Consider the following 24,970-nt stretch of genomic DNA (forward strand, 5'->3'; position numbering starts at 1 on the left):
GTTTGATTAGAGATTAAACAGCTTGGCCGCTGCCAATATAGTCTCCAAACGACGTTGTGTCCCCAATTTTTGGCGGGCCTGTTTCAGATAATTGACAACCGTCCGCTCCGTAACCCCCATTGCTGCCGCAATCTGCCTATTTGTATGGCCTTCCACTAAACGCCGCAGTACTTCAACCTCTCGTTCCGTCAACGATGCTTTTAGCCTCAGGCGCTCCTGCCGGCTGATGGCCCCCATCAACAAAAGCCCCTGATTTGTTTGAATGTAGGCCTGAACAAGATAATTATAAAAATCTGCGGTTGCTTCCAGCCCGGCAATCAACAATTCGCCTGATAAACAAGAGAAACAAAATTCTCGCATTGTCTTGTTGATACCGGCCAGGAACATAGGTGTGGCTTTGATTTGATTCAGTTCCTCACCCAGTTGAGCCGGGATATTGCCTCCCAAATTGTGTAGAAACACAAAAAAAGCCTCTGTTAAGCTATAAACCAAGTGGTGCAATAGAGACGCGTTGGCCTCAAGGTTATAATAAGCATCTACAATATCCAATAACCCCCGGATGAGTTCTTTTTGATGAGATTCCAGGGCCTTACCGACCGTAAAATACTTCTCTTGGTACAAAAACAGCTCCCAACATTAAAAAGGAAAAATATCTTTCTCTAATTTCCTATTGACTAGCCCCCCTCAAAATGATAAACTAGCCACAATAAATTTCCTGCGAGAAAAGGAGGGAGGGAAAATTCTGCAGGAACTGTAAGGCGCAAAGATTAGGGGTAAACATAATCTTTGCGTCTTCTTTTTCCGCGTTGACACTCTTTCTTTCACTACCTCAATGATTATTTTCCCTAATCCATTTACAATATTGTAACAGCTTCCACCTGCGTAAGAAACAGTACGTTTTTACCAGACACTTTGATTTATGGATTATTTTGGAAACACCGAGCCATCCAGCCACCGTCAACAGTGAGGATGGTCCCCTCCACATAATTAGACATTTCCAAAGCCAGAAAAACGATGATTCCTTTGAAATTCTCCCGTCCAATTTAATCTCAGCAGATCCAAATTTATCAGGTGACAGTCACTTAAAATGGCAAAAAAGACGATTTTTTGAAAAATAGCCTTGAAGTGACTGTCACCCTTCCCTCTATCTAAAAATTGGATTTACTGAGTCTTGTCTGCCCCCTATAACAGACTTTGTAAGCTTTTCAGTTCTCCGAACAACTAATCAGTATTTTCATAATCTCCCCCCCCTTTTCCATTTGTTGGAGACCATCTTGCAATTTGGTCAGAGGATAAGTTGCAGAAATAAGGCCATCGAGCGGGATGCTGCCGGAGTCAGCCAGTTGAATGGCCTGCTCAAAATCAACTTTTTCATAAACACGCGCGCCGCGTAATTTCAATTCGCGCCAGAAAAAACGGAAAAGGTCAACCTGGGGCGATTTACTGAAAATGCCGACAATCACAATGCGGCCGCGCGTGCGAGGCAGCTTGGTCATCATTTCCGCTCCGGCAGGATGAGCGGTGACTTCAAACACCACGTCGGCTCCGGCTTGGTCGGTACGCTCTTCTACCAATTTTACTAAATCGGTTTTTTGTGGGTTTATGGTTTCAAGACCCAGCCGGCCAAGCAAATCAACCCGGAAGGGGTTTATTTCTGAAACAACAACCCGCGCTCCTTTGTTTTGGGCCACAAAACCAATCAAAGCCCCAATTGGGCCGCCGCCCAACACCACCACAAACTCATCACGTTCTACCTCTCCCAAACGAACATCGTGGCAAGCAACGGCTAAAGGTTCAATCATTGCGCCATAGGTCAAAGAGAGATGCGCGGGTAAGGGCAAAATTGTATGAGCCGGCACAGTCCAGTAGCTTTGAAAACCGCCTGGGGTATCAATACCCAAAAATTTTAAATTGTGGCAGATATGACTATGCCCGGCCAAACAAGCTGGACATTCGCCGCACGGGTCAAGGGGCATCACTGTCACCCTGTCGCCAAGAGAAAAGCCAGTCACCCCTGCCCCAACCGCCGAAATTGTACCAGAGATTTCATGGCCCATAATTTGAGATTCGGCAACGCGCCAATCCATGGCACCGTGATAAATGTGTAAATCTGTGCCGCAAATACCGCCGTAAGCCACCTGCACCTGCACTTCCCCAGACGTAGGCGGCACAGGTACACATTCTCCCACACGGATCGTTTTGTTTCTTTCGTAGAAGGCAGCTTGCTGCATTGTTTTTTCTCCTTACTTTTTAGAAATGCCTTGAACCATTTGTTTGTTCAGGTTAGACGTAATGAAGTCTGCCCAACCTGGAGAATTATAAACTTCAAGGAGTGATTCTGGCAACCGGCCTATCCCGGATTTTTTCCCAACCGGGCGGTGTATCTGACGCCGAATTTAAAATATCCAGAACGTATCGGCGTTGCTTCTCCGGTATTTGCTCCCACTCTCCTCCACTTTCAAGCAATTGGCCTAGATTGTGCGGCCCCCAATTATAAGCCACCAGCATCCAACGTTCTTCGGGATACCCCATTTTGGCAAAATATTCTCTCAAATAAGCCAGGTAAGCGGCGGCCACCAACACGTTGCTATAAGGGTCGTAAGGGTCGGCCACGCCTAGCTTTGGGGCCCACTCGTTCCAGGTAGAAGGGATAATTTGCATCAAACCTGCTTCATTAGCCTTGCCCACGGCCAAAGGGTCGAAGCGACTTTCTCGATGGGCCTGGCGGGCCAACAACTTCCAATCCAAGCCATATTGGGGCGCAATCTCCTGGAACATTTTCTCGTAAGTTATTTCAACGTCTACTGTTATTTCTGGCGCCAGATCGGCAACCACACTTTTTTGCCCGGCAATTCTGGTTGGGGTAAAAGAATCAACTCCAGACACGATAACCAAAACACTTAAAGCAAGCAGACAGGCAACCGTCAACATCCATTTGTTTTGCGCCGATAGTTTCCGCCGCCACCGATATTTTTGCCCGGGCTTGACCAAAGCCCGGTTACAGGAATCACAGAGCGCTAGGTTGCCGACCGCATCTTGAGGTTGATCATCCGCCATTTTTTGGCCTACCGGGATTCAAATATCTGGCACTATAACATAGTCAATGAAAATATTTTAGACCCAAATCTGACGAGCAAACGACGCTTCACCAATGCTTATGATTTCATTTCCCGTTTTCCACGGAAACTGTTAACAAGGTAAACGCATCCCCTCCGTTTTCAAGAGGTAGGCGAGAAAAATTGTCCAGGTTATACCAACCGATGATCAATTTATAATCACCGGCAGGCAAATCAGCGGGCAAGGCTAACGGGCGAGAGTCGATAATGGTATAGCCGGGCTGCCAAAACACCGTGGGGAAAGGGGGAGGGCCATCGAATCCGGCCACTTGCGCACCGAAGGCGTCAACCAAGTGAATGAAAAGATTCAAGTTTTGGCCGGGCCAGCTCAAGGTTTCCCAATAAAGCGTAAGCGATGCGACATCGTCCGGTTTGAGCGCTGCGTTGGCAGACCAATCATAGCCCACTAACTTGATTTGTCCGGCAAAATTGACTTCCTTTAGTCGAGACGGCGTAAGTTGAGGCCATTGACGAGGCAGCAAGGGAATGGCCCCCACAATGGGTTCAACCACTTCCCCGCCGGAATTAACGGCCAACTTAGCGGCTCGCCGGGAATCTTCAAACTCAAAAATACCCAACGCCAATCGAAGAACCGCCGGGGCTTCGGCTTCTGCCGATACTGGCACATAGTACGTATCTCTAAGAACCTGGTTTGGGATCAAAAGCGAGGTCGGCCAGTTGCCGTGGTCAGGATAGGTATTGACCTGACCGACAACCTTGTTATCGCGCCCCAACACATGCACAAAAACGCTGTAGTTTTTGTCGAGGGGATGAATGGCCTGCCAATAAAGCGTGACCGGCAGCCACTCGCCGGGATGAACTGATGTTTTTTCGACATTGTAGCCGATCAAACGGATCGCATTGTCGTAAATCAAGTCAAGACGATCTATCTCTGGAGGTACTTCAACTTCGGAAATCAATGGCGTTTTAGCGTAAGTCGCCCGGATGTAACGGAAAGGACTAACAACGGACAGAGCGAACAACCCCACAATCAAGCCAAACGGCAAAAGAAAAAACAAAGTATTTCCAATGGCCATCCAATGGCTACGGTTTTGCGTACCCCATAACAAAACCAGCAGGCCGTACTGGGTTAAGCCCCAGATGGCCAACACTCCCACCGCCGGCAAAGCCGGATAGAGTAAACGTCCCCACGAAGCCGGCGTAATCTGCATCCAACGTAACAGGGCCAGAAAAATAATTAAACACCACAGCATTAGGAGAGCCAGAATCATTAATTGCTTACCGGAAACGAGACCATAACGGTTGGCCGATACGCCGCCTCCAGATGGGCCTGGTTTGGCGTGACCCACAAGCCGAGAGACACCTGGCATCTGATACTTAACATTTGCCATTTGGCCCTTAACAGCCAGACAAAACCCAATCACTACCCCGCCCAAAACAAGATACTTGATCCATCCTAGAATCCGGTAAAGCCACGGCTCAAGCAAAATTTGTCCCGCCCCAAAGGCAGCCCAAAAAGATATCTCTAAACCGGCCATTTCGGTTTGCCAGATTTGAGCCAGGGGAGGACGAGGGTCAAGCGCCCCACCCCGATATAACAAATGCGGCTTAAGGGCGGTTACGTCTTCATAAAGCTGCCAGTTGCGCCAGTACCACCAACCCGCTAAAAGCAATACCAATCCGCCAATTATCAAACCTTGCCCCCAAAATCGCCGCCAGGAACGATGGCGGAACAGGTCGCCCAACAAAACCAAGCCGGCCAAGGGCAGCAGATACAGCAAGCTTAACTTGCTGATGGCCCCCAGGCCCAACACCAGCCCCAGATAGCCGGCATACCGCGTTGAACCGCCGTTGGTCAAGATCAAGGCCATAAGCGTCAAGGCAGCAGCAGCCAGGGTGACACTCAAGCTGTCGTTAGTAATGGCGGAACTAACGTGCAGAAATTGAGGGATAAAGGCTATTGAAGCGGCAGCCAGTAAAGGTCGCCAATCCCGCCTGGTTAATTGCTGATTTTCCGATTCACCAATTTGCCCGGGAGAAAGTGTATTTGCGCCATTTTCAAAAATAATCCGGGCCAAAAAATAGGTAAGGCCTATTGTTCCCAGTCCGGCCAGCAGCGATAGCCAACGGGCCAGACGGGCGGCCACAAAAATAGGCGACAGGCTCCATGCTTCGCCTGCGTTGTGTAAATAAAGATTGTTATTGCCTTGCTCAAACCAAACAAAAGAGCGCTCATCAACATAATGAGGATTGCGGGGCGGTTCCTGAAAAGCGCTCAAATCTAGCCAGGAAACTCCAACAGCGGCCAAAATGTGGTATAAGGGAGGCTGAGTTCCTTCCTGGTCCCAGGGCCGATAAACACCTTCTCTCACAATCGGCAAGGTCCCCTGAGACTGGATAAATTGAATCACGGCAAAATGTTTCAGTTCATCCGGTTTCTCAAAAAAGGGTACGGTAAAATCATTCAATAAAACCAGAAACGTGAAAACAATAAAAATGAGAACAAGACCATACTTGTAAATAAAATAAGTGGTGATCGGCCTTCGTCGGCCATGGCTTACTTTTGTTCTGCCAGACTCAAAGTAGTTCATGGTAACGCATTATAGCACAACTTGGTCACTTTGACGCTTTGGGCAAGGCGCATATAATTTTCAAATGGGTAGAGTTGGACATCGAGCAACAGGAGAGAAACCAAATGGCCCTATCTCAAAAGTTAATTCTCTTTGGCTTAATCATACTAAATCTGACAGCCTGCGACGCGGAAACATCGGCAGGAGTCTCGCTGTCACCAACAACGGAAACGGCCACCGCTGCCCCTACGCAACGGCCAAGCCCGGAACCGGCTACCCCAACGCCGGGGCCAACTTTTACGCCTACGCCGTCGCCGGAACCAACCGCAACCAACACCCGTGTGCCAACCATCACCGCCACACCTAGCGTTACTTCAACTCCCCTCCCGGTAGTGACGGTAAACGAATCCTTAAAAACAGCCGTCAATGTGCGCAGCGGGCCTGGCACCGACTACCCGGTGGTTGGCCAGTGCGAGCCAGGCCAAAGTGTTGCGGTGACGGGACGCAATGACGATACCAGTTGGTGGCAGATCGGTCTGGAGACGGGAACAGATACAGCAGGTTGGATATACGGTGAGCTGGTGGCATTTGCCGGGAACAGGGAAGCCATTCCCCTAGTGGAAGCACCTCTCCCGCCGGTTCCAACCCCCAACTCAAATACCGAGGCCCAAAACGAAGGCGGCGATGAAAATGACGAATCTTTGACCGCTGAAGAACTGGCGGAGCAATTGCGCTGCGGCAAAGATTTTTGCGTCACCTATCAGGCGATGGTGCCTATTTGGGAGAATGGCGGCTGCGTGGGCAATCATAGCATTTATATTACCGTGCTGGAAGGGCTGCCCCCGGGCAAACCGATGGATGGAGTAGTGGTTGGGGACACTTATAACAATGTTGAGGTTGGTTCCGGTAGCCATGGTCCGGGCCAAACGGAGATTACGCTGTGGATGAACAGCATGACTCTCATTGTCAAACGCAATATGGACGGCACGCCCTACACCAGCGAAGAGAGTTTTAATTTTACGGCCCACGACGAATTAATTCCCGCCGAAGTGCTGGCCGCCAACGGCTATTGCGGCGGTAATGTGGAGCAGTGTAGATTGGACCAACAACATAACGGCATTTGTCGGGGCCACTACTCCTGGCGAGTGACGTTTCATAAGTTTGACTAAAGAGAATTGGCAATTTAGGGAATACAACCTTAAAATATGGCCCATTTTGCGGCAAATCAGGGTATAGAACAATAAAAACGAATTCTTTACCGGATATTGCCCCACATTACCACAAAAGATGATTATTCAAGCAACCGGAGCACATTTTCTCGCGTTAATAGACGAATATCGCTTTCGGCTTCTAAAAAGGAGCGGACATCGGCGACAATATAGTCCCAGGGCAGAGTTTGCACTTGCTGCCGTACTACCTGTCGCCAGTTTTTGGGGGTAAGTTTGTTCCCGGTCCAGCCTGTCTGTTGCAAAGCGTGGTTGAGCAAAATCAGGTTAGGGTCAGGCCAGGTGGGATCGCTGAGGTACCACAACAGATCGTAAATATCGCGCCCTTTGGTGTAAGAGCGCTGGAGGACAGCGTGCAATTTACCGGCCAGCAACGAAGCCGGATCGTGATGCTGCAATTGCAGGGTAACATGGCGACGAATGACGCTGGTGGCTAAAATAGCCCCGGCCGGGGGATTGGTGTCCACCTCAAGTTTGATAGAAAGCACTTCATCCCGGTGAGGCGAAAGGCCCAACTCGTACAACAACCCCTTAAAGCGAACAAAGGCGCTATGCACAACCTTCTGATCGTTAACTTTTAGATCCACCGGATAACTTTCTGCCGACAGTTCGGCTCGAATAGCTTGCAAGTAAGCCCGAAAGTTATATGACGCTCCAGCGTGTTCAAGCGTAAAATCGAGATCTTCCGAATAACGCGGGGTAGCATACAGAAAACGTAAGGCAGTACCTCCGTGAAAGGCCAGGGGAACCATCGCCCCGATTCTCTGGAGGCAGCCAAGAATACGGGCCTGCAAATATTCGCGGGTCACGTTACGCCCGTGAACGGGGCTGGGGAGAGCGCGCAAACGGTCAATCAGGTAATCTTTCATCGCAAACAACGGTTAAAGCGTTTCATACTCCTGCATCTCGGTCCGGGCCAAATCGGCCAGGGTTGTTGCTGCCCGGCGCAATTTGGCGCTGTTGGCCAACCGGGCCTGACGCCGCAATTCTTCCAGGTTTAACTGGTCCAGGTGTTGGAGACGCAACTCGCGCAGGTAATGCCGTGAGTCGCCGCCTGGCTGGAAATAGACCAAATCCAGGATAGCTTTTTCTGGGGTTGCGACAAAAGCTTGTTGACCTTCACCTACTTCTAATGCCCGGTAACTATATAACAAATCAGTTTTTATATGTCGAAACTCGAAACTCCCCAGGGGCGTGTCCCAACGCATGGGCCGCCTTGTGGTTACACTGATTACTACCGGCACGTATTCGGGGATAAGGTTGTAATGCGCCAGGGCCGTTTGTAAACTAACATAAGACCCCCGCACCATTCGATTGGCGACAAGGTATGGATGGGGTTTGATTTTTTGAAAGGGGGGAGCCAGGGCGTATAAACCCCGTCGCAACTGGTAGATGCGCCCGGCCTTGGTCCAACGCGATAACTGCCGGCGAATATGCGTTGGATTCACCTCACCAGCCAGCAACAAGCCGGTTTCAAAAACAGGTTCATTGCCAACTATTTGCAACAGCCTTTCAAATTCCATACTGGTAAAATACCACAGATGGCATATTATTGCAACAAAAAGCGATTTGTTGTGAATCTTGAGCAGGAATCGTTAAAATTTTTTGGGTGTGACCAAAGTGAGTTGGAGGAGAAGGAAATTGGGGGAACTGCCCCCCAAGCCCCCCGGCCTGCGGCGCTTTTCTACTCATTTTAGTCACACCCAAATTTTTTAGGCCGCCTTGTCTCAATTTTAAAGATGTTATAAAATAACATTACATAATCATGTCTGTTATATTAAGAGAGGGCTTATGCTGGTTGGCATCAATGGACGCAACGATTTTTGGAATGGTCAATTTACCGAAAATGATTACCAGGTAATCCGGGAAGCAAAAATAGAAATGGTGAAATTGATGGAGTATACCAAGTTGAACGTGCTCCATCGTCTCCGCTCTGAACGGCCTTCCATCCAATTCATCATAAGGCTTTACGAGCAGGGACAAAAACCCGGCCTACCGGACGAGTTTGTCAAAAAGCATGCTAATTCCATCGAGTCGTTCCGTCTCTACACAAACATTTTTGAAGTGCTCAACGAACCCAACCATCCCCAAGAAGGGTGGGGACCGACGCCAGATCATGCCAAAGAATTCAATAACTGGTTTCTGGAAACTCTCTCTCTGCTTAAAGCCCGACATCCCTGGGCCAAGTTTGGGTTTCCGGCCCTCTCGCCAACTATGCTCCCCGACGATCCTTACCTTGATTTTGACTGGCTGGAAGCCTGCCGCCCGGCCATTGAGGCAGCCGATTGGTTGGGAGTTCATTGTTATTGGTTCGATGAGCATGGCGTGATCCACCCCGGTTTTGGCCTGCGCTTCACGCAATACCACCAACGTTTTCCCGACAAAACTATCCACATCACCGAATTTAACGGCGGCCCCCAAATCCACCCGTGGCACCGCGCCGAAAATTATGTTAAATATTATCAAGAAGTGGCTAAATATGATTATGTTGCTTCGGCCTCTTCCTTTATTATCTCCTCGCCAGATGCCCAGTTTCATGCTATTCAATGGTGGGACCCTAATACGGGCCAGCCTTACCCCGTTTCCTGGCAGGTTGGTCAGATACCCCGCCCCCTCAGGCCCGCGCCAGATGATCGTCCCCTCTACGCCGTTGATTACGTTAGCCATAATACGCCGGACAAGATGACCGTGGGAAGCCAGGTGGCGGTACAGATGGCTGTTCGCAATACCAGCCGGAAAATATGGCCTGAAGCAGGGACCAATATGGTGCGGTTGAGTTACCATTGGTACACCACAACGGGCAATCAACTGCCGGTGAGCCTCTGGACCCAAAATCGCGCCCGGCTTCCTTTTGACGTGGAACCGGAACACAGTGCCATAATCAACATTATCCTTGAATCTCCGCAAGTGCCCGGCGATTACTTACTTAAGTGGGACATGGTTGAGGAATTTATTACCTGGTTTGCCTGGCAAGGGGTGCCCACTCTGGATATACCGGTTGCGGTTTTGCCGAAACCTGTTGAGCCGCCGCCGCCTATCGGTCCGGTAAAGGCTGCGGCCAGCCATAACAATGTGCAGCAGGGCTACGAAAATCTTAACCAGGCGCTTGATAATAACCCTTACACTCGCTGGAGTACGGTTCATCCACAGCAGCCGGGAATGTGGTTTCAACTGGACCTGGGACAACCCCAAACGATTGCCCAAATCCAACTCGACAATGCCAATTCACCTATGGATTATCCCCGTGGTTATATTGTAAAAATATCACCCAATGGACAAAATTGGGAAACGATTGCCGAGAATCCAAATAATGATAAACCGGTAAATGTTGTGTTTACGCCACGCACAACTCGCTTCATCCGCATCGAGCAGACCGGTAGTTCTGATCGCTGGTGGTGGTCTATCCATCAAATCAAAATTTCAAAAGAAATCCGGGTGACCGGCCGGGCCAGTCATAACAATGTTGCGAGTGGGGTAGATAATGTTTTACAAGCCCTGGACGGCAACGCCCAAACGCGTTGGAGTACCCGCACGCCCCAACGGCCGGGCCAGTGGTTTGAGATAGATTTTAATACAAAACGCACCTTGACCCATTTAGTAGTGGACAGCAGCAATTCTCCCCAAGACTATCCCCGCGGTTATGTTGTTTCCGTATCCGAAGACCAGCGCAATTGGGTTGAACTTGCCCGCAACGCCCACAACACCGGCTCCCTGAATCTATCCTTCCCGGCCCGGTCGGCCCGCTTCATCCGTATTGAACAAACCGGCAGCGATGATTACTGGTGGTGGTCCATTCATCGAATTGGCGTAGAATAGGCTGAGTTTGAAAAAAACTCGGCCTCAGCTACAATACCCCTGTACCGCTCTGAAGCAAACCCTGGCCGGGAGGTTGCCTTGCACCATCCCCTCTCAAATGCTCAATCCATATTGCGTTCTATCACCCCTGCTACAGCCAATTTTTTCTTTATGCGCCTCATGCTTGGGCTGGTTGTTACTTCAATTTTTCTACTCCTGCCGCCGCAAAACGCCCACGGCCAGGAGTCACCCATCACTGCCGGCGTCAATAAAACCAATCTGCTAACAGATGAACTGGTTATTTTGACAGTAGTGGTGGTTGACGACTCGGCCCAGCAGCCACGCCCCCTTTTGCCGCGCTTGGAGGGGTTGACCGTGATAGACCTGGATATTTCTACCGAGGTGAGCATCGTCAATAACCAAATCCATACGGAAGTCACCTATGTTTATCGGCTGCAACCCCGTCGCACCGGCCTGCTGACTATTCCTCCGGTGGCGGTCAAAATTGATGAGCAGGTGTTCAAAACGCCGCCCATTTCAATCAATGTCACTCAGGGCGCCGCACCGGCCCCGTCCCTCGGTAACGAAGCCCAGCCGGATAACATCATCCCTCCGCAGAATCTGGAAGGGCAGGATTTTTTTGTGGAATCGCTGGTAGATCTGCCAAGGCCTTATGTTAGTCAACAAATTATCCATACCTTTCGATTTTACCAGGCGATTCAGCTTTATCAGGAGCCGCAATATGAAGGGCCGCGTTTCACCGGCTTTGAAACAATGGGCCTGCCCGTGCGCCAGTACAATTTCAATATTGCCGGGCGAACCTATTTGGTCACCGAAATTCGGACGGCGCTCTTTCCGAAAAATTCGGGCAAAACCATCATTCGGCCTGCACGATTGGTGCTGCTGGGTAATTTCCACGAAGCGCCGGTTGAATTTTATACTGATCCCATCGCAGTGGAAGTCAAATCTCTGCCAGATGATGCCCCACTTGGCTTTAACGGGGCGGTTGGCCAATTTGAAATTCAAGCCTGGTTCAATTCGCCAACCATCCCTATTCATCAACCGGCCTCGCTTTACGTGTCGGTTAGTGGCGCGGGAAACATTCATTCTCTGCCCGAACCCACCTGGCCGGAGCTAAACAACTGGCGAGTTTACGACACGTTCTCCAGCCTGACAGCCGATACCCAGGGAGAAGGTTTGATAAGAGGCACTCATGTTTTTGAACGGTTGGTTGTACCTGATGAAATAGGCGATACTTTGATACCGTCAATCACTCTGGTTTATTTTGACCCTATTGCCGCCGACTATCGTACCATTGTCACCGAACCTCTTCCGGTTAAGGTTACTGCTGAACCCACGCCCACGCCGGTTACGCCAACGACCATTGCCGCTTTGCCTACAGCTACTCCAGTGGGAATGACGGTTAACCCTGATCAATCCCTGGCGATCGTTGACGATCAGGTAAATCCAATTTCTTTGGGTTTACTGGATATCAGACGAAGCTTAATATTGCCCGCTATTTTTGTTCTATTGGTAGGGGTTTGCAGCATGATCCCTATCGCGGCGGTGGCCGGAGCCGGCGGCCTGTGGTTGTGGCAACAACGGCGGTGGACGTCTATGGACAGAACGGAGGTTGACCCGCCCCTGCAACAACCGAGCCAAACAATACATCCCCTGCTGGCCGCAGCCATGAAAAAAGATGACGACAATTATAAGGCTGTTAACCAGGCTCTCAATACGTATCTGGAAACGGCGCTAAAAACTCCGGTGATCGGACTGACCCGGACCAAATTGGCGCGTTACCTGCGGGAAGGCGGCCTTGACGAAAGGCTCGTTGAACGAATCCAACATTGTCTTGCGGAGAGCGAAGTGGGGCGTTACGGCCCAATCACCGAGGACGCCGGGTGGTCGTTGATGGCCGAAACGGATGAATTGTTGTTTAGTTTAGATGAAGTTTTTGGAAAGACTTCATCAAAGGGTTAAACCCTTACTTTTCTTGGGAACCGGCCTCAACATTGTATTGACCACTTTTAGCGGCCCGAAACATATCCAGATGACTGCGTAAAAGAGCAAAAGGATTGCCCAGAGGATGCAACTTTGACATCATCTCCCGGGCCGATATTCTTCGCACAATCCGGCGTCGTTTGATGAGCATGCGGGGCAATTGGCGCATGGCTTCCAGCCGCCCTTTGAGCGCATAAAAACCCCGTCCGCTTGCCACATTATAACCAATGGACATCAACTCATAGAGCAAAATTAAAGGGCTGTACCAAATAAGGTGCGGAAGAGGATAATTTTTGCAAATCAGCCAAATTTTGTTCCGGCCCAACAAACGAGTTTTAAAAGGAGAGCCTTCTTTTATGGTGGCCGAATGGGCGTGATAGGCAATGGCCTGGGGCACATAGACACATTTCCAGCCCGCCCATTGACCCCGCCAGGCCACGTCAGCATCTTCTAAATACACAAAAAAATCCTCATCAAAAAGGCCAATTTCAAGGAGCATTGAACGCCGGTATAGGGCTGCCCCGCCACAGGCGCCAAAAACAGGCGTAATCGGTTCCGCCAGCCGGTCGGGCCGGCCGCTTTCCAGGCCCCAGGCAATGCCGGCCTTGTCAACCACAATGCCGGCGGACTCGATCATATCCCGCCGGTCGGTGAGCAACATCTTGCAGGCGCACATGCCAATCTGCGGATCAGCCCGGATCGCTTGCACTAACCGGGCTAACCAGTCCGGCTCGAATTCCGTATCATTATTCAAAATTGCCACAAATTCGGCTTTGGTTGCCAGAATCCCCCGGTTGTTAGAAACACAAAGTCCCAGGTTCGCCTCGTTTTGAATGAGCCGGACCTGGGGATAGTGAGTTTGGACCCACTCAACCGAATCATCGGTTGAAGCATTGTCTACCACAAACACCACAAAATCCCGGATTTCCTGAGTAAAAATCGAACCCAGACAGGCTTCCAGGTAATGCCGTCCATTCCAATTGGTAATAACCAGGGCCACCTGGTAAATTGGATTTTTTTCGGTTGACTCGCTGGCCGGTATTTCTGGTTGCATTTCATTATCCTGACGTTAATTCAGATCATTTTGACCGCGCCTTTATACTATGTTAGAATGTCGCCCCAGTCAAACCTGGCCAGGATATGTTTAAAATGGACTTATCTATCATTATCCTGAATTGGCGCGCGGCCACTGATACCATTTGTTGTATCCAGCGCCTGATTTCTTGGAAGCATCTACAACCAACCATTTGGGTAGTGGACAATGCCTCTAACGACGGCAGCGCCGAGACCATTGCTCGCGCGTGTCCTCAAATTCGTCTTATTCGCAATCCCACCAATTTGGGCTATGCCGGGGGCAACAACCGGGGACTGACCAAAGCCCTGGCCAACAGCCAGGCTCCTGTTTTATTGCTGAACAATGATGCCTCTGTGGCAGAGAAAGATGTAATTCAATTACTTAAAACCTTACAAGACAACCCTCAAATTGGATTTATTGGCCCCTTACTCTTTGACGCTGAACAGCGGGATAGGCTGTTAACGGCAGGCGGGCAAAACATGGTGCGTCATCTTAAGTCTCACATTCCTAAAGTAACCGGGGATAAGCCGGTTCAAATTGTAGACTACGTTCCGGGCACAGTTTTGCTGGGTCGGAGTGAGGCTTTCCATACAGTTGGTCTTTTAGACGAAGCTTATTTTTTTAACGGCGAAATGCCGGATCTATGTTACCGCGCCAGGCAATACGGCTATTTGAGTGCAGTGGATACCCACGCCCGAGCCTTTCATGCAATAGGCCAGTCACCCTTGCGGGATACCCTCTACGTTTACTATATCATCCGCAATCGTTTTCTTTTTATCCGAAAGTTTTATCACTACTCCAAAATTCTGTTCTATGGATTCTGGACATTTTACAGCCTCATTTTAGCTTTGAAGTTACGGCTGAGGGGCCAAACCGCTAGTGCCCGCGCGGTTCGGCTGGGGCTAGAGGATGGTTTGCAGGGACAATTTGGCGGGCGTAATGAATATGTGTTGTCTGCCTGCGGCGTTAACCCGGATAAAGTTGGGAACTTGGGTTCCCAGGCTTAGAAGGTGGGGATGATGAAGATTCTGTATCACCTCACTAACCTGCCGCCCAAACTGCCCGGCACAGAAGCCAGCCTGCAAGAACTTGCTTGGTTAAAAGAGCATTTTGGGGGAGCATTGGTTTATTTGAATCCCAATCTACATTCCCCCATTTATCTACCCCGGCTGCTGTTTGGTTTTCACCACCTAAAACATATCCGGGCCAACGAAGTAAACTTCCAGGTGCATCACCTCTACAATGCCGACCCATTTGCCTTTCCCCTTCTGCGTTGGCTGCAACAACCAGTCATATATTCAATCAGCAGCGGCGTGGGCCACAAACGGCCCAATATTGCTTTTTTCAACGCTTTGGCGGCAGTGACCGTATCGGATGAACGCAGCCTGAACCGGCTCAAAACCTGGGGGCTAAAAAATTGTCATCTGGTCCGGCCCGGCATTGAGACCGCTTCTTTCACCCATTCTCCTTTGCCGTTACAGCCGGAGATAAAATTGATGGTTGGTTCGGCCCCCTGGACACGCCGGCAGTTTCAGACAAAGGGTTTTGACGCCTTGTTACTGGCTGCTCAAAAAATGCCCAACCTGCGCCTGGTGTGTTTATGGCGCGGGGTTCTGCTTGAAGAAATGGAACGCCGGATACGCCGGATGAAACTGGAAAAGCAGGTAGAGGTGATAAATAAGAAAGTAGACGTGAACCAGGTGCTGGCCGGAGTCCACGCCGGCATCACGCTGGTTACCGATCCGGCAATTATCCGCTCTTTCCCTCATTCGTTGATGGAGTCGCTGGTTGCCGGAAAACCGGTTATTGTCAGTCGTTCAATTCCAATGTCAGACTACGTAGAACGGGCCAATTGCGGCAAAATAGTTGAAGCGGTTACGCCGGCCAATATCATTACGGCTGTCAAAAGTTTGATCCATGAGTACGATGACCTGCAAAAGTCAGCCCGGCAGGTTGGGCCAAATGACTTCTCACGGCAAACGGTAATTGCCTCTTTTCAGAAAGTCTATGAGAGCGTGCTGGGAGAAACGAGTTAAGATGGGGCCAAAAAAGTCAACAAACAAGCCCAACGTGACCGTTATCATTCCCAATTGGAATACGCAACGCTGGCTGGCAGGATGCCTGAACGGCTTGAGAGAACAAATTTATCAAAATTTTCAAACGGTTTTGGTAGACAACGGCTCCACCGATAATTCGGTGAACTTTGTGCAGGAGCATTACCCTGAAGTTGAAATTCTGGCTTTTGGCGAAAATCGAGGGTTTGCGCCGGCAGTGAATACAGGCATCCGGCAAGCGGGCACAGAGTATGTAGCGCTGTTAAACGTTGACACTATCCCGCATTCGGACTGGCTGGGGAGTTTGGTGCGGATCATGGAACAAAGCCCTGCTGACGTAGGCGCCGTGGCCTCAAAAATGCTCTCTCTGGATAATCCTGACCTAATTGACGACGCCGGCAATACGTTAAGCTGGTACGGGTCGGCCCGAAAACGCGGGCAAGGTGAACCGGCCAAGCATTATACCCGAATAGAAGAGGTCTTTTCTATTTCCGGCGGGGCCAGTCTATTCCGTCGTGTTTTTTTAGAAGACGTTGGGTATTTTGACGAGGGTTTTATCAGTTACCTAGAAGATGTAGACCTGGGGTTGCGAGGAAGATTGTTTGGGTATCGGTATCTGTATGTCCCCCAAGCCAAGATACTCCATCAATGGAGTGGAGCTAGAATTCCCCGCGCCAGGTACGTTTACCTGTCCACTCGAAACCGGTTAGCTCTACTAATAAAAAATATTCCCTGGCAGTTACTGCTTAAACACATCCATACGTTACTATACGGCCAATTCTATTATTTTCTGGTTTACAAAAAACCCTTCTCCTCTTTAGCCGGAATGGGTTTCTTTTTTATCACCCTACCTCGCCTCCTGCGCCAAAGGTATACCATTCAAAAAAAGAAAAAAATCCCCAATCACGTTCTCGACGCCATGCTTTCCGGTGATTTGGGCGACCCTCCCTTGAGAGAAATCATCAAAATCAAGTTAGGGAAACGCCGATAACTAAACAAGAGCATTTCAGTGAGTTGCCACTTAAAAAGATTCACTTAAAAAAGAAACCTGGGAGTGGTTAGGTGTAGTAACTGACGGTGTTTAGGCAATTAAGATCAGGCTTTCCAACCTCTATATTTTGCCGGAAGGCGTACGTTTAAACCCAACTTTTGATAGGTGACGTTTTTTGCATCTGCTGGTATACTGGTTAGGAACCATCCTTATCTTCTCGACATGCCGGGGGGAGGATCATGACATTGCGTGGCTCTTCAGAGTAACCACCCGGATGGCCTTAATATGTTGAGAAGATAAAACCATACTCAAGTTTGTTTGTAAAGGGGTGAGCTGATATGCGTTGTCCAAAATGCGACGATCCAACTTATACACCTTCTAAACCTTGCCCCAATTGCCAATTTGCAGGAGACGAGGGCTTTGTTGAGGAGTTGGCGCACGTCAAATGGATGCTGGGTGAGAGCAATCGTTGGCGAACGCTTGGCATCAGGTTTCAGGACCAGGAAATCATTCAGCGGGAGTATCTGGCCCGGCAGCGCAACTTAGAAGTAAAACTGGGGTTGCGTCTGCCTCCCTTCACTGAAGAGGAAGCCCAAGAGGCTTGGCCTGAGCTATTCCAGCGGGAAGCTTTGCTGCAAAAAATGGCAGAATGGTCGGCAGCCAACTTCTTTAAATCCGGGGCAACCCAGAAAATGGTTCGCCAGGCCAGCCAGCAAAGAGAAGAACTACTAGAACAATTGGCCGGTCATCCCCGGCCAACTTATCCCCAAACCAACGCCGACCGTTTGGATGTGACCCAGTTTCTTCTGGAAGCAGTCAATTATTTAAGCCAGAATCAATGCTTCATCAATACTGAAGCTGAAGCCAAAGTACGGGCACCCCTGCTGGCAGAAAAAGATGAACTTGAGACTAAACTTGGTCTCCGCTCACCCGGCGAAGTTGCGGCAGAGCAGGTTGAGGCAACAAGTAGCGCTGAAGTTGACGCAACTCAACAAGCGGAAAGTGTTTCCGGCCCTGCATCGCCAGGCCCATCGGCATCATCTCTACCGGCTGTCTCGCCGCCTCAGCAGCCTAGTCCCACCCGACCCGCCGTTCCCCTGAGCGAACGGCTGTGGCAAACCCTGCTTTCCGAACGGACCTTGCAGGCCCTGCTCTTTTTGGGCATATTTTTGCTGTTTGCGGCGGCAATTTCTTTTGTGATCTGGGGGTGGAAGGATTTCTCCGCCCCGATGCGGGTCGCCATCCCAACAATTTTTACCATTATTTTTTTTGGACTGGGTTGGTATGTGCGGGCCAAAACCTCCCTTTATCGCTCCGGGATAGCCCTCAGCGCCATCGCCGCTCTGCTCATTCCAATAGATTTTTACACTGTTTACGTCAACTTTCATATTCCACCTGACTTATGGCCTTTCTTTTGGTTTGTTACATCTGTATTTTGTTTGATCGCCTACAGTGTTGCCGCCTTTATCATTCGGAGCCGGTTTTTTGGTTATCTGATCGGCGTGGCTGCCGGTAGTGTTGCCTTGGCTCTGATCCAAATGGGCCACCAGGCCTTTGGTTTATCAACAGATTGGCGTATTGCGGGTTTGTCTATAGTGGCTCTCGGCCTGACCACCGGGGCGGCGGTATTGAACCGGTATGGCAAGGAAAAGCTGCGTTTTCTCACCGATTCTTTCCGCTACCTGTCGTTGCTAACTGTTAGCGTCATCATGCCCCTTGCCTTTGGCTGGCGTTTCCTGGGCCGAGATACGTATGATCCGCTGCACTACGCTCTGACCGTTAGCTGGTGGTGCGGCTGCTTTATTTTTGGTTGGGGAGCTTTCTACTACCGTAGCCGCAGCTTGGGCGTGCTGGCCGCGATTGCTCTGCCGGGGTCCACTTTTTTAACCCAGGCGGCCGTTTTTAACCTGGCCGGGATCAGCCCTGCCTGGCATGCTTTTGGCCTGGCGCTTTTAGTTCCACTTTATTTTATTGCGGGTTATAGACTGCTGGCCGACGAGGATGATCCCGTCGTTCATAGTCATGGGCGCGTAGCCAATTGGGGAGGTGTAGTTTTACTGGTTGTGGCGGCTCTGTGGCCGGTAATGGTTGAGGTTTCCAATGGCACCGCCGCGGCCAGTACTTATGCCGTTTTAACCGGCGCTGCTGTTTTAACCAGCTTGCTTTGGCAGCGCCCCACGTACCTTTACCTGGCGTCAGTATTCTCTTTGTTGGCGATTACCTTTGTTATGACTGAATTGGAACTATCCTGGGCGCAATTAAGCGTTGGTTGGGCGTCGTTGGCGATTGCGCATATCTTGGTAGCCCTTAGTTTGGGCAGCCGGTTTCCAACTCCTTTGCCCAATTACGCTCTGCCCCTGGTGGTTTCCGGCTACACAATTTCGGCTCTGGCCATACTCCCGCCTCTTTTCCCTTACGACGGTCACTTGTTGGCCTATGCCTTGGGTAATTGGCTAGGATTATCTATGTGGGCATCGCGCCTGGCCCACACCAGACAACCCGGTTTTGCGGCTAAAACCTCTGCAGGTAAAACGGTTTTTCACTGGTTTACGGTTCTCTCCCTGCCCGTCTGGCTATGGGTACTATTTGCCAATCGCCGGCCCATAGATTTTAGCCTGCCGTTAGCTCTAACAACTTTAGCCTGGGTTATGGTTATGTCAAGTTATTGGCTTGGACGGGTTGATAGAATATACCGTATCCCCTGGTGGCTTGTTGGGATGGCGGTCAGCGTGGCTGCGCCTGTGGTCGCTTTTATTATCGTTCCCAATGGTCTAACGCTAGCCGTTACGTTGCTTGCGGCCGGTCTTCTCTATTTCACCGACGCCGTCATCAGAAGACAACGGGGCGAGTTGGTTCCGGCCGGATTGGTAACGGCTGGGGGCTACCTGCTGCTATTGAGCCGGCTGCAAGTTTCTTTTGACGCGCTTTCCTTTGCCCTGGCCCTGCTTATTGCCGTCTACTTTCTGGTAAGCTTGAGGAGGGAACAGAAAAGGTCGGCCATATTTACTCATCAATATTTGGCCCCTCTCTATATTACCAGTCACCTTTTAAGCCTTTTTTTACTCTGGCGAATCTATGTTCGTCCTTTGGACCGGCTGTTTTTTGACCTTCCCTGGACGGATGAAATGCGTTTGTGGGGAGCAGCGGCGCAGTTTTTGTTGGGCCTTATCTACGGATTGTATGCCTGGAGCACTTACAAAGAGCGATGGGGGCATGTGGCGGCCTGGTTGATCGCCGCGGCTGGCGCTTTTATCGCCATCACCTATAGCACCGGCCGCGGTTCTGCTGCGGCCAAAGCAGCCTTGCTCGCCATCGCCTTTGTGCTGGTTGAACGAGGCTTGTATTGGCTTCGACAACGCCCAGGGATAAGGAATCGTCAACAAGCATTTATCCGATTAACGTGGCGTTTGTACCGGCGTCCCCTGTTGGTTGCCGGTTGGGCTATCTCGGCCATCGCCATTGGGTTAGCGATAGTTCGTAACTTGTGGTTATTGGGAAGAGGATACACTCAACAAACCTGGGCCGTTATTGGATTGCTCTTGTTGACGGGTTTGTACGCGTTATCGGCTCGACTGTTCCGGCAAGCCCGCTTTGTATGGCTGGCGGCGATACTGATTTTTGCTCCGTGGACAATTTTGACCAACTTGGGCTGGTTTACGGTTTACCGGCCAACCGGGTTTGGGTTTGCTCTGAGTTGGGTAGGTTTGGCCTGGTTTCTCTACTTAACCGGCCTGGTTTTAAGCCGGTTGGTTCCGGTTGCTTACACTCGACCTCTCAAATCGGTAGCGCATGTACTTATGCCCTTTGCGCTGTTGTGGGGTTTGGCCGATGCGGATACGAGTCGTTTTACGTTTGGGCTGGCTGTTGGGTTTTACGGCCTAATGGCGATATTGGAACATCACCGTCTAAAAGAGATTGAGGCCAGGTATTCTGGATGGCACACAATATTTTTGTATCCCGCTTTGGGGTTGATGCCTGTTTGGTGTGTTTACCTGTTAGCCTGGCTTTGGCCGGCAGCCCAACATCAATATTTTGGCTTGATGCTGCTTGTATTTGGGCTATTGGGCCTGGCTGCCGGGCAGTGGCTTAACCGGGCGGCCCCTAAACCAGACCTGGCCACCCTGTATGGTTTGCCGCCATATTTGATTAGTTACGGGGCAATGATAGTGGGGACCTTAATGGTCGGTCACATCTCATCGCTGCGGACGCTGGCCCTGTTATACGATGCACTATTGATGTTGGTCTCCGCTTATTTGTTCAAAAAACCGGTTTGGGTATATCTGGCCGCCGTTATTTTGCCTTTGTCTCTGTTGTCAGCTTTAGCCGGAGCCGGGGTTCCCGGCAACCGATACGGCTGGTGGTTAATCGGCCTGGCCTCGATTTACCTGATGTTGGCCTGGGCGTTACGTGGGGGCAAACTTTCCGAATACGGCCTAGCCCCCTTAACCACCGGTTTTACGCTCATTGCTTTGAGTTTGCCGCCTTCCAGCCAGGATCAAACAGGGGCGTTATGGGGATACGGCAGTGCGGCACTACTTTTTGGGATAAGCGCCTTTTGGCTCCACCAAGCCTTGTTATTAACTCCGGCTTGCGCCTTGGCCGTTGTGCCTTATGCTATCGGCATAAAAGAGTTGGGGATATCGTCCAACTACTACGGGTTGGCCTTACTCCCTGGTGCTGTTATTGCTTTAACGTTAGGGTGGTGGTTGGATAGGCATTTCGGCAGTTGGCAAGATTTCCCATGGAGTCAAGCAAGCCGTTGGCCGGCAGCATTAGGTAACCGGATGTTAGGTTGGTGGGGATTACCCGTTTCTACACTTGGTTTTGGCCTGGCCATCGTCAGCCCTATTTTTACAAGTGTTAGCGGACTACGGGCATTGAACTTTGTTTTGTTGATGCCAATACTCGGCTGGGCCATCTACCGCTTCCGCTTACGAGGTTGGCTATTTGCCCTGGCCCTGGCCGGTCACTTAGCTGCGGTGTACTGGCTAGACGAATTAGGTTGGTGGAACTGGCCGCATACTCTGGCCGAAACTTGGCTCAGGTTTTTGCCGATCACCTTGGTTACGGCGTTAGTTGCCTTGTTTATTGAGCGATATAGACAAGAAAAAACGCCCCTATCATCTCAATATCTACTTCAAGGATGGTCGCGTCCACTTTACATAATATTACTCCTTGACATCTTGGTTGGACAGCTGTTTGGTTTAGAGGCAAGTTGGGCAGCTCTGATGATCAGTTTGACGCATATATTCATATTGGCGACGTTGGCCTCTTTCTGGTTATCAAGAGGCGTAGTGTACGTTAGTTTAGTTCTGGGAGTAGTGAGCCTGGGACAATGGTTGTTGATCTTGGATAAATCAATTGAAAGTTTTTTGATAGCCGCCGCATGGTTAGCTTTAGGATACGGCCTGGTGGGATATGGCTTGACGCTTTTGCGCAGTAATTTGACAGAAAATCGAGAATTACGGCCATGGGTAACAGTCTGGGAATCATCATTACAACGGTTTAGCCTGGTATTCTCTTTGATCATCTTAATCTTGACAATTGCACTTGGCCTGAAAATCATAGGGTGGACTGTCAGAGTAATGTTTGATTTATCCTTTCGGAATATGGTGGCTATAGCCACGGTACAAATGGTTGTGGGCGTATTTGCCCTGTTAGGGTTACTTTACCTGGCCACCGCTTTTATCCACCATAAACAACGACTGGGCTATGCGGCCACCGCTATGTTATTGATTGGTTGGATATTGCGGGTGTTTTATATCCAACAATGGGATAATGTGCAATGGTATGCCGTGCCAGCCGGTTTATATCTACTAGGTATCGGCTACCTGGAATGGCAGAATGGAAATAGGGTTCTTGGCCGGTGGCTTGACTACCTGGCAATGTTGTTGATGATGGGTTCGCTTTTTTGGCAAATATTATTATTTGGTTGGTGGTATGCCTTGGCTTTAGGGCTGGAAGGTTTGTTAGCCGTCTGGTGGGGTAGCGCCCGGCGTTTGCGTCGTTTTCTCTACGGCGGCATTGCCGGCGTCGTATTGGCTACTGTTGGTCAACTGATCAACTCCTTGCGGTCCATTAACCAGTGGATCGTTTTTGGCGCAATTGGGCTAATGCTGGTTATCATGGCAATTTTCATTGAACGAAAACTGGAAGATATAAAAGCCTGGCAAGAGATTCTGGAAACTTGGGAGTAAACAATGAATTTAACAAATACAGAAATGCCAATCTGGTTGAAACAGGTTTTGGCCATTGGTGGTTTATTGCTGGCCCTGTCGGGTTTACCGGCGCTCTTTGGTTTCTTTTGCCTTGCTTTGCTTTTGATTTTATCAGACGATAGTGAAGCCATTACCGTAGGATTGGTCAGCTTCACGGTAATGGTCATCACGGTTGGGGCCGGAGGGGCCACATTTTGGCATGGTCTGCGTTCTCTGCAAAGAAGAGTATCAAAACCGTTACACTTGCCCCCGGTATGGACGCTACTGGGAATCTTTCTGATATGTATCCCAACAGGTCTATTTATTGTGGAAAATGGTATTGCCGCCGGGCTGTTCTTTCCACCTACTCTGTTACTTACCGGGGCGCTGCCGCCAGTATTGGCAATGAGTTGGTTTGCCGGTCGGGGTTCGGGAGAGCTAACCTGGCGGCGAGGGATAGTGGCCCTGGCCGGAGGCATGACGGTTAGTATGGCCCTCGCCGTTATGCTGGAAACCCTGTTCGCGGCTACTCTTTTGACCCTGGTCTTTGATTTGGCCAATTCAATCGCCAACAATATAGGTACTCTATCCCAGGCCCTGATGGGAAAGAACATTACTGGAGCCGTTGCCACTTCTGGGTTTGTTTTTATTTTTATCCAGATTACGATTGTCGCTCCGGTGGTTGAAGAATTAGCAAAGCCCCTAGTGACTCTGCCTGTAATTGGTCGTCTCTCCAGTTCAGGCGCTTTCCTGATGGGGGCGATGGCCGGCGCCGGATTCGCCATGTTAGAGAACATAGTATATGCCGGCTTGGGGTTTTCTTTTTGGGCCGGGATTTTGCTCATAAGAGGGATAGGAGCAGCCATTCATCCCCTTGGTTCTGGATTGGTAGCCCAAGGTTGGCGTGACGTTCTGCGGCGTGAAAAAAATGCAGGGGCCCGTTGGTTTGCTCGTTTTGGCTTGGCCACAGGCATCCACCTGTTATGGAACCTGAGTTCCCTTTTACTCATTATGCTCGTCGGGGCGCAATTTTTCAACGAACTGCCGAGGGGGATCAATGTGTTGGGATTATTGGCAGCAGGAACAATTTTGGTCTTGCTCATTGGGTTGGGGATAGCAACATTATGGATAGGCCGTGCCATCAGTCAAAAAAAGTTTCAATCCGCCGCTTTCATAAAGCCAGAAAAACTCGAAGTGAGTTTTATTTTCTCCGACAGGGCAGTAGCGATCTGGGCCGTAGTCTGCCTAGTAGCAACTATACCTGTCGGGATCATTGGCTGGCAACTTCTTATAAGATAGTGATCTTGACGAGACAAATATGAGACGCTTAGAACCTTTTTTACTTAACGGCGCAAACATCTGGATAGCCACAGTTTTAGTTGTCGCTAACCTTTTAGCTTGGTTTAACCTTTTACAGTCCATTTCAAAGCCTTATATCGTCGAACCCATAAGAGACCCGGAAATTGTCACTTTACTAGATTATATTCGCTCTGGAGACCATTCAGGGGAAACCTGGGAAGTGACTCTCACCGAATTAGAGGCCGAACAAACAATAACGTGGTATTTGCAACGTTATCCTCAGATTCCGTTCGCCCATCCTGATATAGAAATTACGCCCGGTTATGTAGCCGGTGAAGGGGATGCCACCATTGCCGGGCTAAGGGTTCCCGTTGGCGGTAAAGCCCGTGTTGACCTAAATGAAAAAGGGTTACCCATTGTTGATATTCTGGAATTGAGTCTGCCGATACCCGGGCCAATCCGGGAAACCATCGAAAGACAGATCCAGTTCCAACTGGGGCGCGCCAAGCAGTTACCAGTCCGTTTCACTGAGGCAGAATGGTATGAGGGTAAAGTTGTCGTACGTGGCTACATTCGATAATTGAAAAACTTCTTTGCCAAAAACAAACCTCTGTATTCCAGCCTCAAATAAAACAAAAGCCGAAGCAATAGTGCCTCGACTTATCAATGACGCGATGATGTA

16 protein-coding genes are annotated in these 24,970 nt (G+C 50.0%); 9 read left to right on the forward strand and 7 right to left on the reverse strand.

Annotated elements, in window-relative coordinates:
- Positions 1-6: 6 nt before the first annotated feature.
- From JW953_24125 to JW953_24140, 4 genes are all read right to left on the reverse strand, one after another.
- On the reverse strand, positions 7-621 hold the full coding sequence (locus JW953_24125) for a helix-turn-helix transcriptional regulator (protein ID MBN1995795.1): 615 nt from the start codon (positions 619-621) through the stop codon (positions 7-9).
- A gap of 584 nt (positions 622-1,205) precedes the next feature.
- Entirely contained in the window at positions 1,206-2,231 is a 1,026-nt protein-coding gene (locus JW953_24130; GenBank protein ID MBN1995796.1) for an alcohol dehydrogenase catalytic domain-containing protein, read from the reverse strand.
- 94 nt (positions 2,232-2,325) lie between these two features.
- Entirely contained in the window at positions 2,326-3,057 is a 732-nt protein-coding gene (locus tag JW953_24135) for a transglycosylase SLT domain-containing protein (protein ID MBN1995797.1), read from the reverse strand.
- 106 nt (positions 3,058-3,163) lie between these two features.
- The gene (locus JW953_24140) at positions 3,164-5,449 is read right to left on the reverse strand and encodes a glycosyltransferase family 39 protein (protein MBN1995798.1); all 2,286 of its coding nucleotides are present in this window, start codon (positions 5,447-5,449) and stop codon (positions 3,164-3,166) included.
- Between the two features lie 323 nt (positions 5,450-5,772).
- On the opposite strand from JW953_24140, the gene JW953_24145 reads away from it, so the two are divergent.
- Positions 5,773-6,816 carry an SH3 domain-containing protein gene (locus tag JW953_24145; protein MBN1995799.1) on the forward strand — a complete coding sequence of 348 codons (1,044 nt, stop codon included), beginning with the start codon at positions 5,773-5,775 and terminating at the stop codon, positions 6,814-6,816.
- A 122-nt stretch (positions 6,817-6,938) separates the two neighbouring features.
- Here the strand turns inward: JW953_24145 and JW953_24150 are convergent, their stop codons facing one another.
- The gene (locus JW953_24150) at positions 6,939-7,742 is read right to left on the reverse strand and encodes a nucleotidyl transferase AbiEii/AbiGii toxin family protein (protein MBN1995800.1); all 804 of its coding nucleotides are present in this window, start codon (positions 7,740-7,742) and stop codon (positions 6,939-6,941) included.
- A gap of 12 nt (positions 7,743-7,754) precedes the next feature.
- Positions 7,755-8,396 (reverse strand): hypothetical protein, encoded by a 642-nt coding sequence (locus JW953_24155; GenBank protein ID MBN1995801.1) that lies wholly within the window; start codon positions 8,394-8,396, stop codon positions 7,755-7,757.
- 268 nt (positions 8,397-8,664) lie between these two features.
- Here JW953_24155 and JW953_24160 point away from each other — a divergent pair, with 268 nt between their 5' ends.
- Complete coding sequence (locus JW953_24160) at positions 8,665-10,689, forward strand: discoidin domain-containing protein (protein MBN1995802.1); 2,025 nt, start codon at positions 8,665-8,667, stop codon at positions 10,687-10,689.
- 78 nt (positions 10,690-10,767) lie between these two features.
- Positions 10,768-12,651 (forward strand): BatD family protein, encoded by a 1,884-nt coding sequence (locus JW953_24165; protein MBN1995803.1) that lies wholly within the window; start codon positions 10,768-10,770, stop codon positions 12,649-12,651.
- A 4-nt stretch (positions 12,652-12,655) separates the two neighbouring features.
- Here JW953_24165 and JW953_24170 read toward each other — a convergent pair whose 3' ends face one another.
- Positions 12,656-13,726 (reverse strand): glycosyltransferase family 2 protein, encoded by a 1,071-nt coding sequence (locus tag JW953_24170; GenBank protein ID MBN1995804.1) that lies wholly within the window; start codon positions 13,724-13,726, stop codon positions 12,656-12,658.
- 95 nt (positions 13,727-13,821) lie between these two features.
- On the opposite strand from JW953_24170, the gene JW953_24175 reads away from it, so the two are divergent.
- From JW953_24175 to JW953_24200, 6 genes are all read left to right on the forward strand, one after another.
- On the forward strand, positions 13,822-14,754 hold the full coding sequence (locus tag JW953_24175; protein MBN1995805.1) for a glycosyltransferase family 2 protein: 933 nt from the start codon (positions 13,822-13,824) through the stop codon (positions 14,752-14,754).
- A 9-nt stretch (positions 14,755-14,763) separates the two neighbouring features.
- Positions 14,764-15,783 carry a glycosyltransferase gene (locus JW953_24180; GenBank protein MBN1995806.1) on the forward strand — a complete coding sequence of 340 codons (1,020 nt, stop codon included), beginning with the start codon at positions 14,764-14,766 and terminating at the stop codon, positions 15,781-15,783.
- Position 15,784: 1 nt separating this feature from the next.
- On the forward strand, positions 15,785-16,792 hold the full coding sequence (locus JW953_24185; protein ID MBN1995807.1) for a glycosyltransferase family 2 protein: 1,008 nt from the start codon (positions 15,785-15,787) through the stop codon (positions 16,790-16,792).
- 338 nt (positions 16,793-17,130) lie between these two features.
- Positions 17,131-22,989, forward strand: a complete 5,859-nt coding sequence (locus JW953_24190; protein ID MBN1995808.1) for a hypothetical protein — start codon at positions 17,131-17,133, stop codon at positions 22,987-22,989.
- Positions 22,990-23,478: 489 nt separating this feature from the next.
- A complete protein-coding gene (locus tag JW953_24195; protein MBN1995809.1) occupies positions 23,479-24,288 on the forward strand; it encodes a PrsW family intramembrane metalloprotease in 810 nt (269 codons plus the stop codon).
- A gap of 19 nt (positions 24,289-24,307) precedes the next feature.
- Positions 24,308-24,868, forward strand: a complete 561-nt coding sequence (locus tag JW953_24200) for a hypothetical protein (protein MBN1995810.1) — start codon at positions 24,308-24,310, stop codon at positions 24,866-24,868.
- Positions 24,869-24,970 lie beyond the last annotated feature (102 nt).

The organism is Anaerolineae bacterium (genome assembly GCA_016931895.1).
In the GTDB taxonomy this organism is placed as follows: Bacteria; Chloroflexota; Anaerolineae; order 4572-78; family J111; genus JAFGNV01.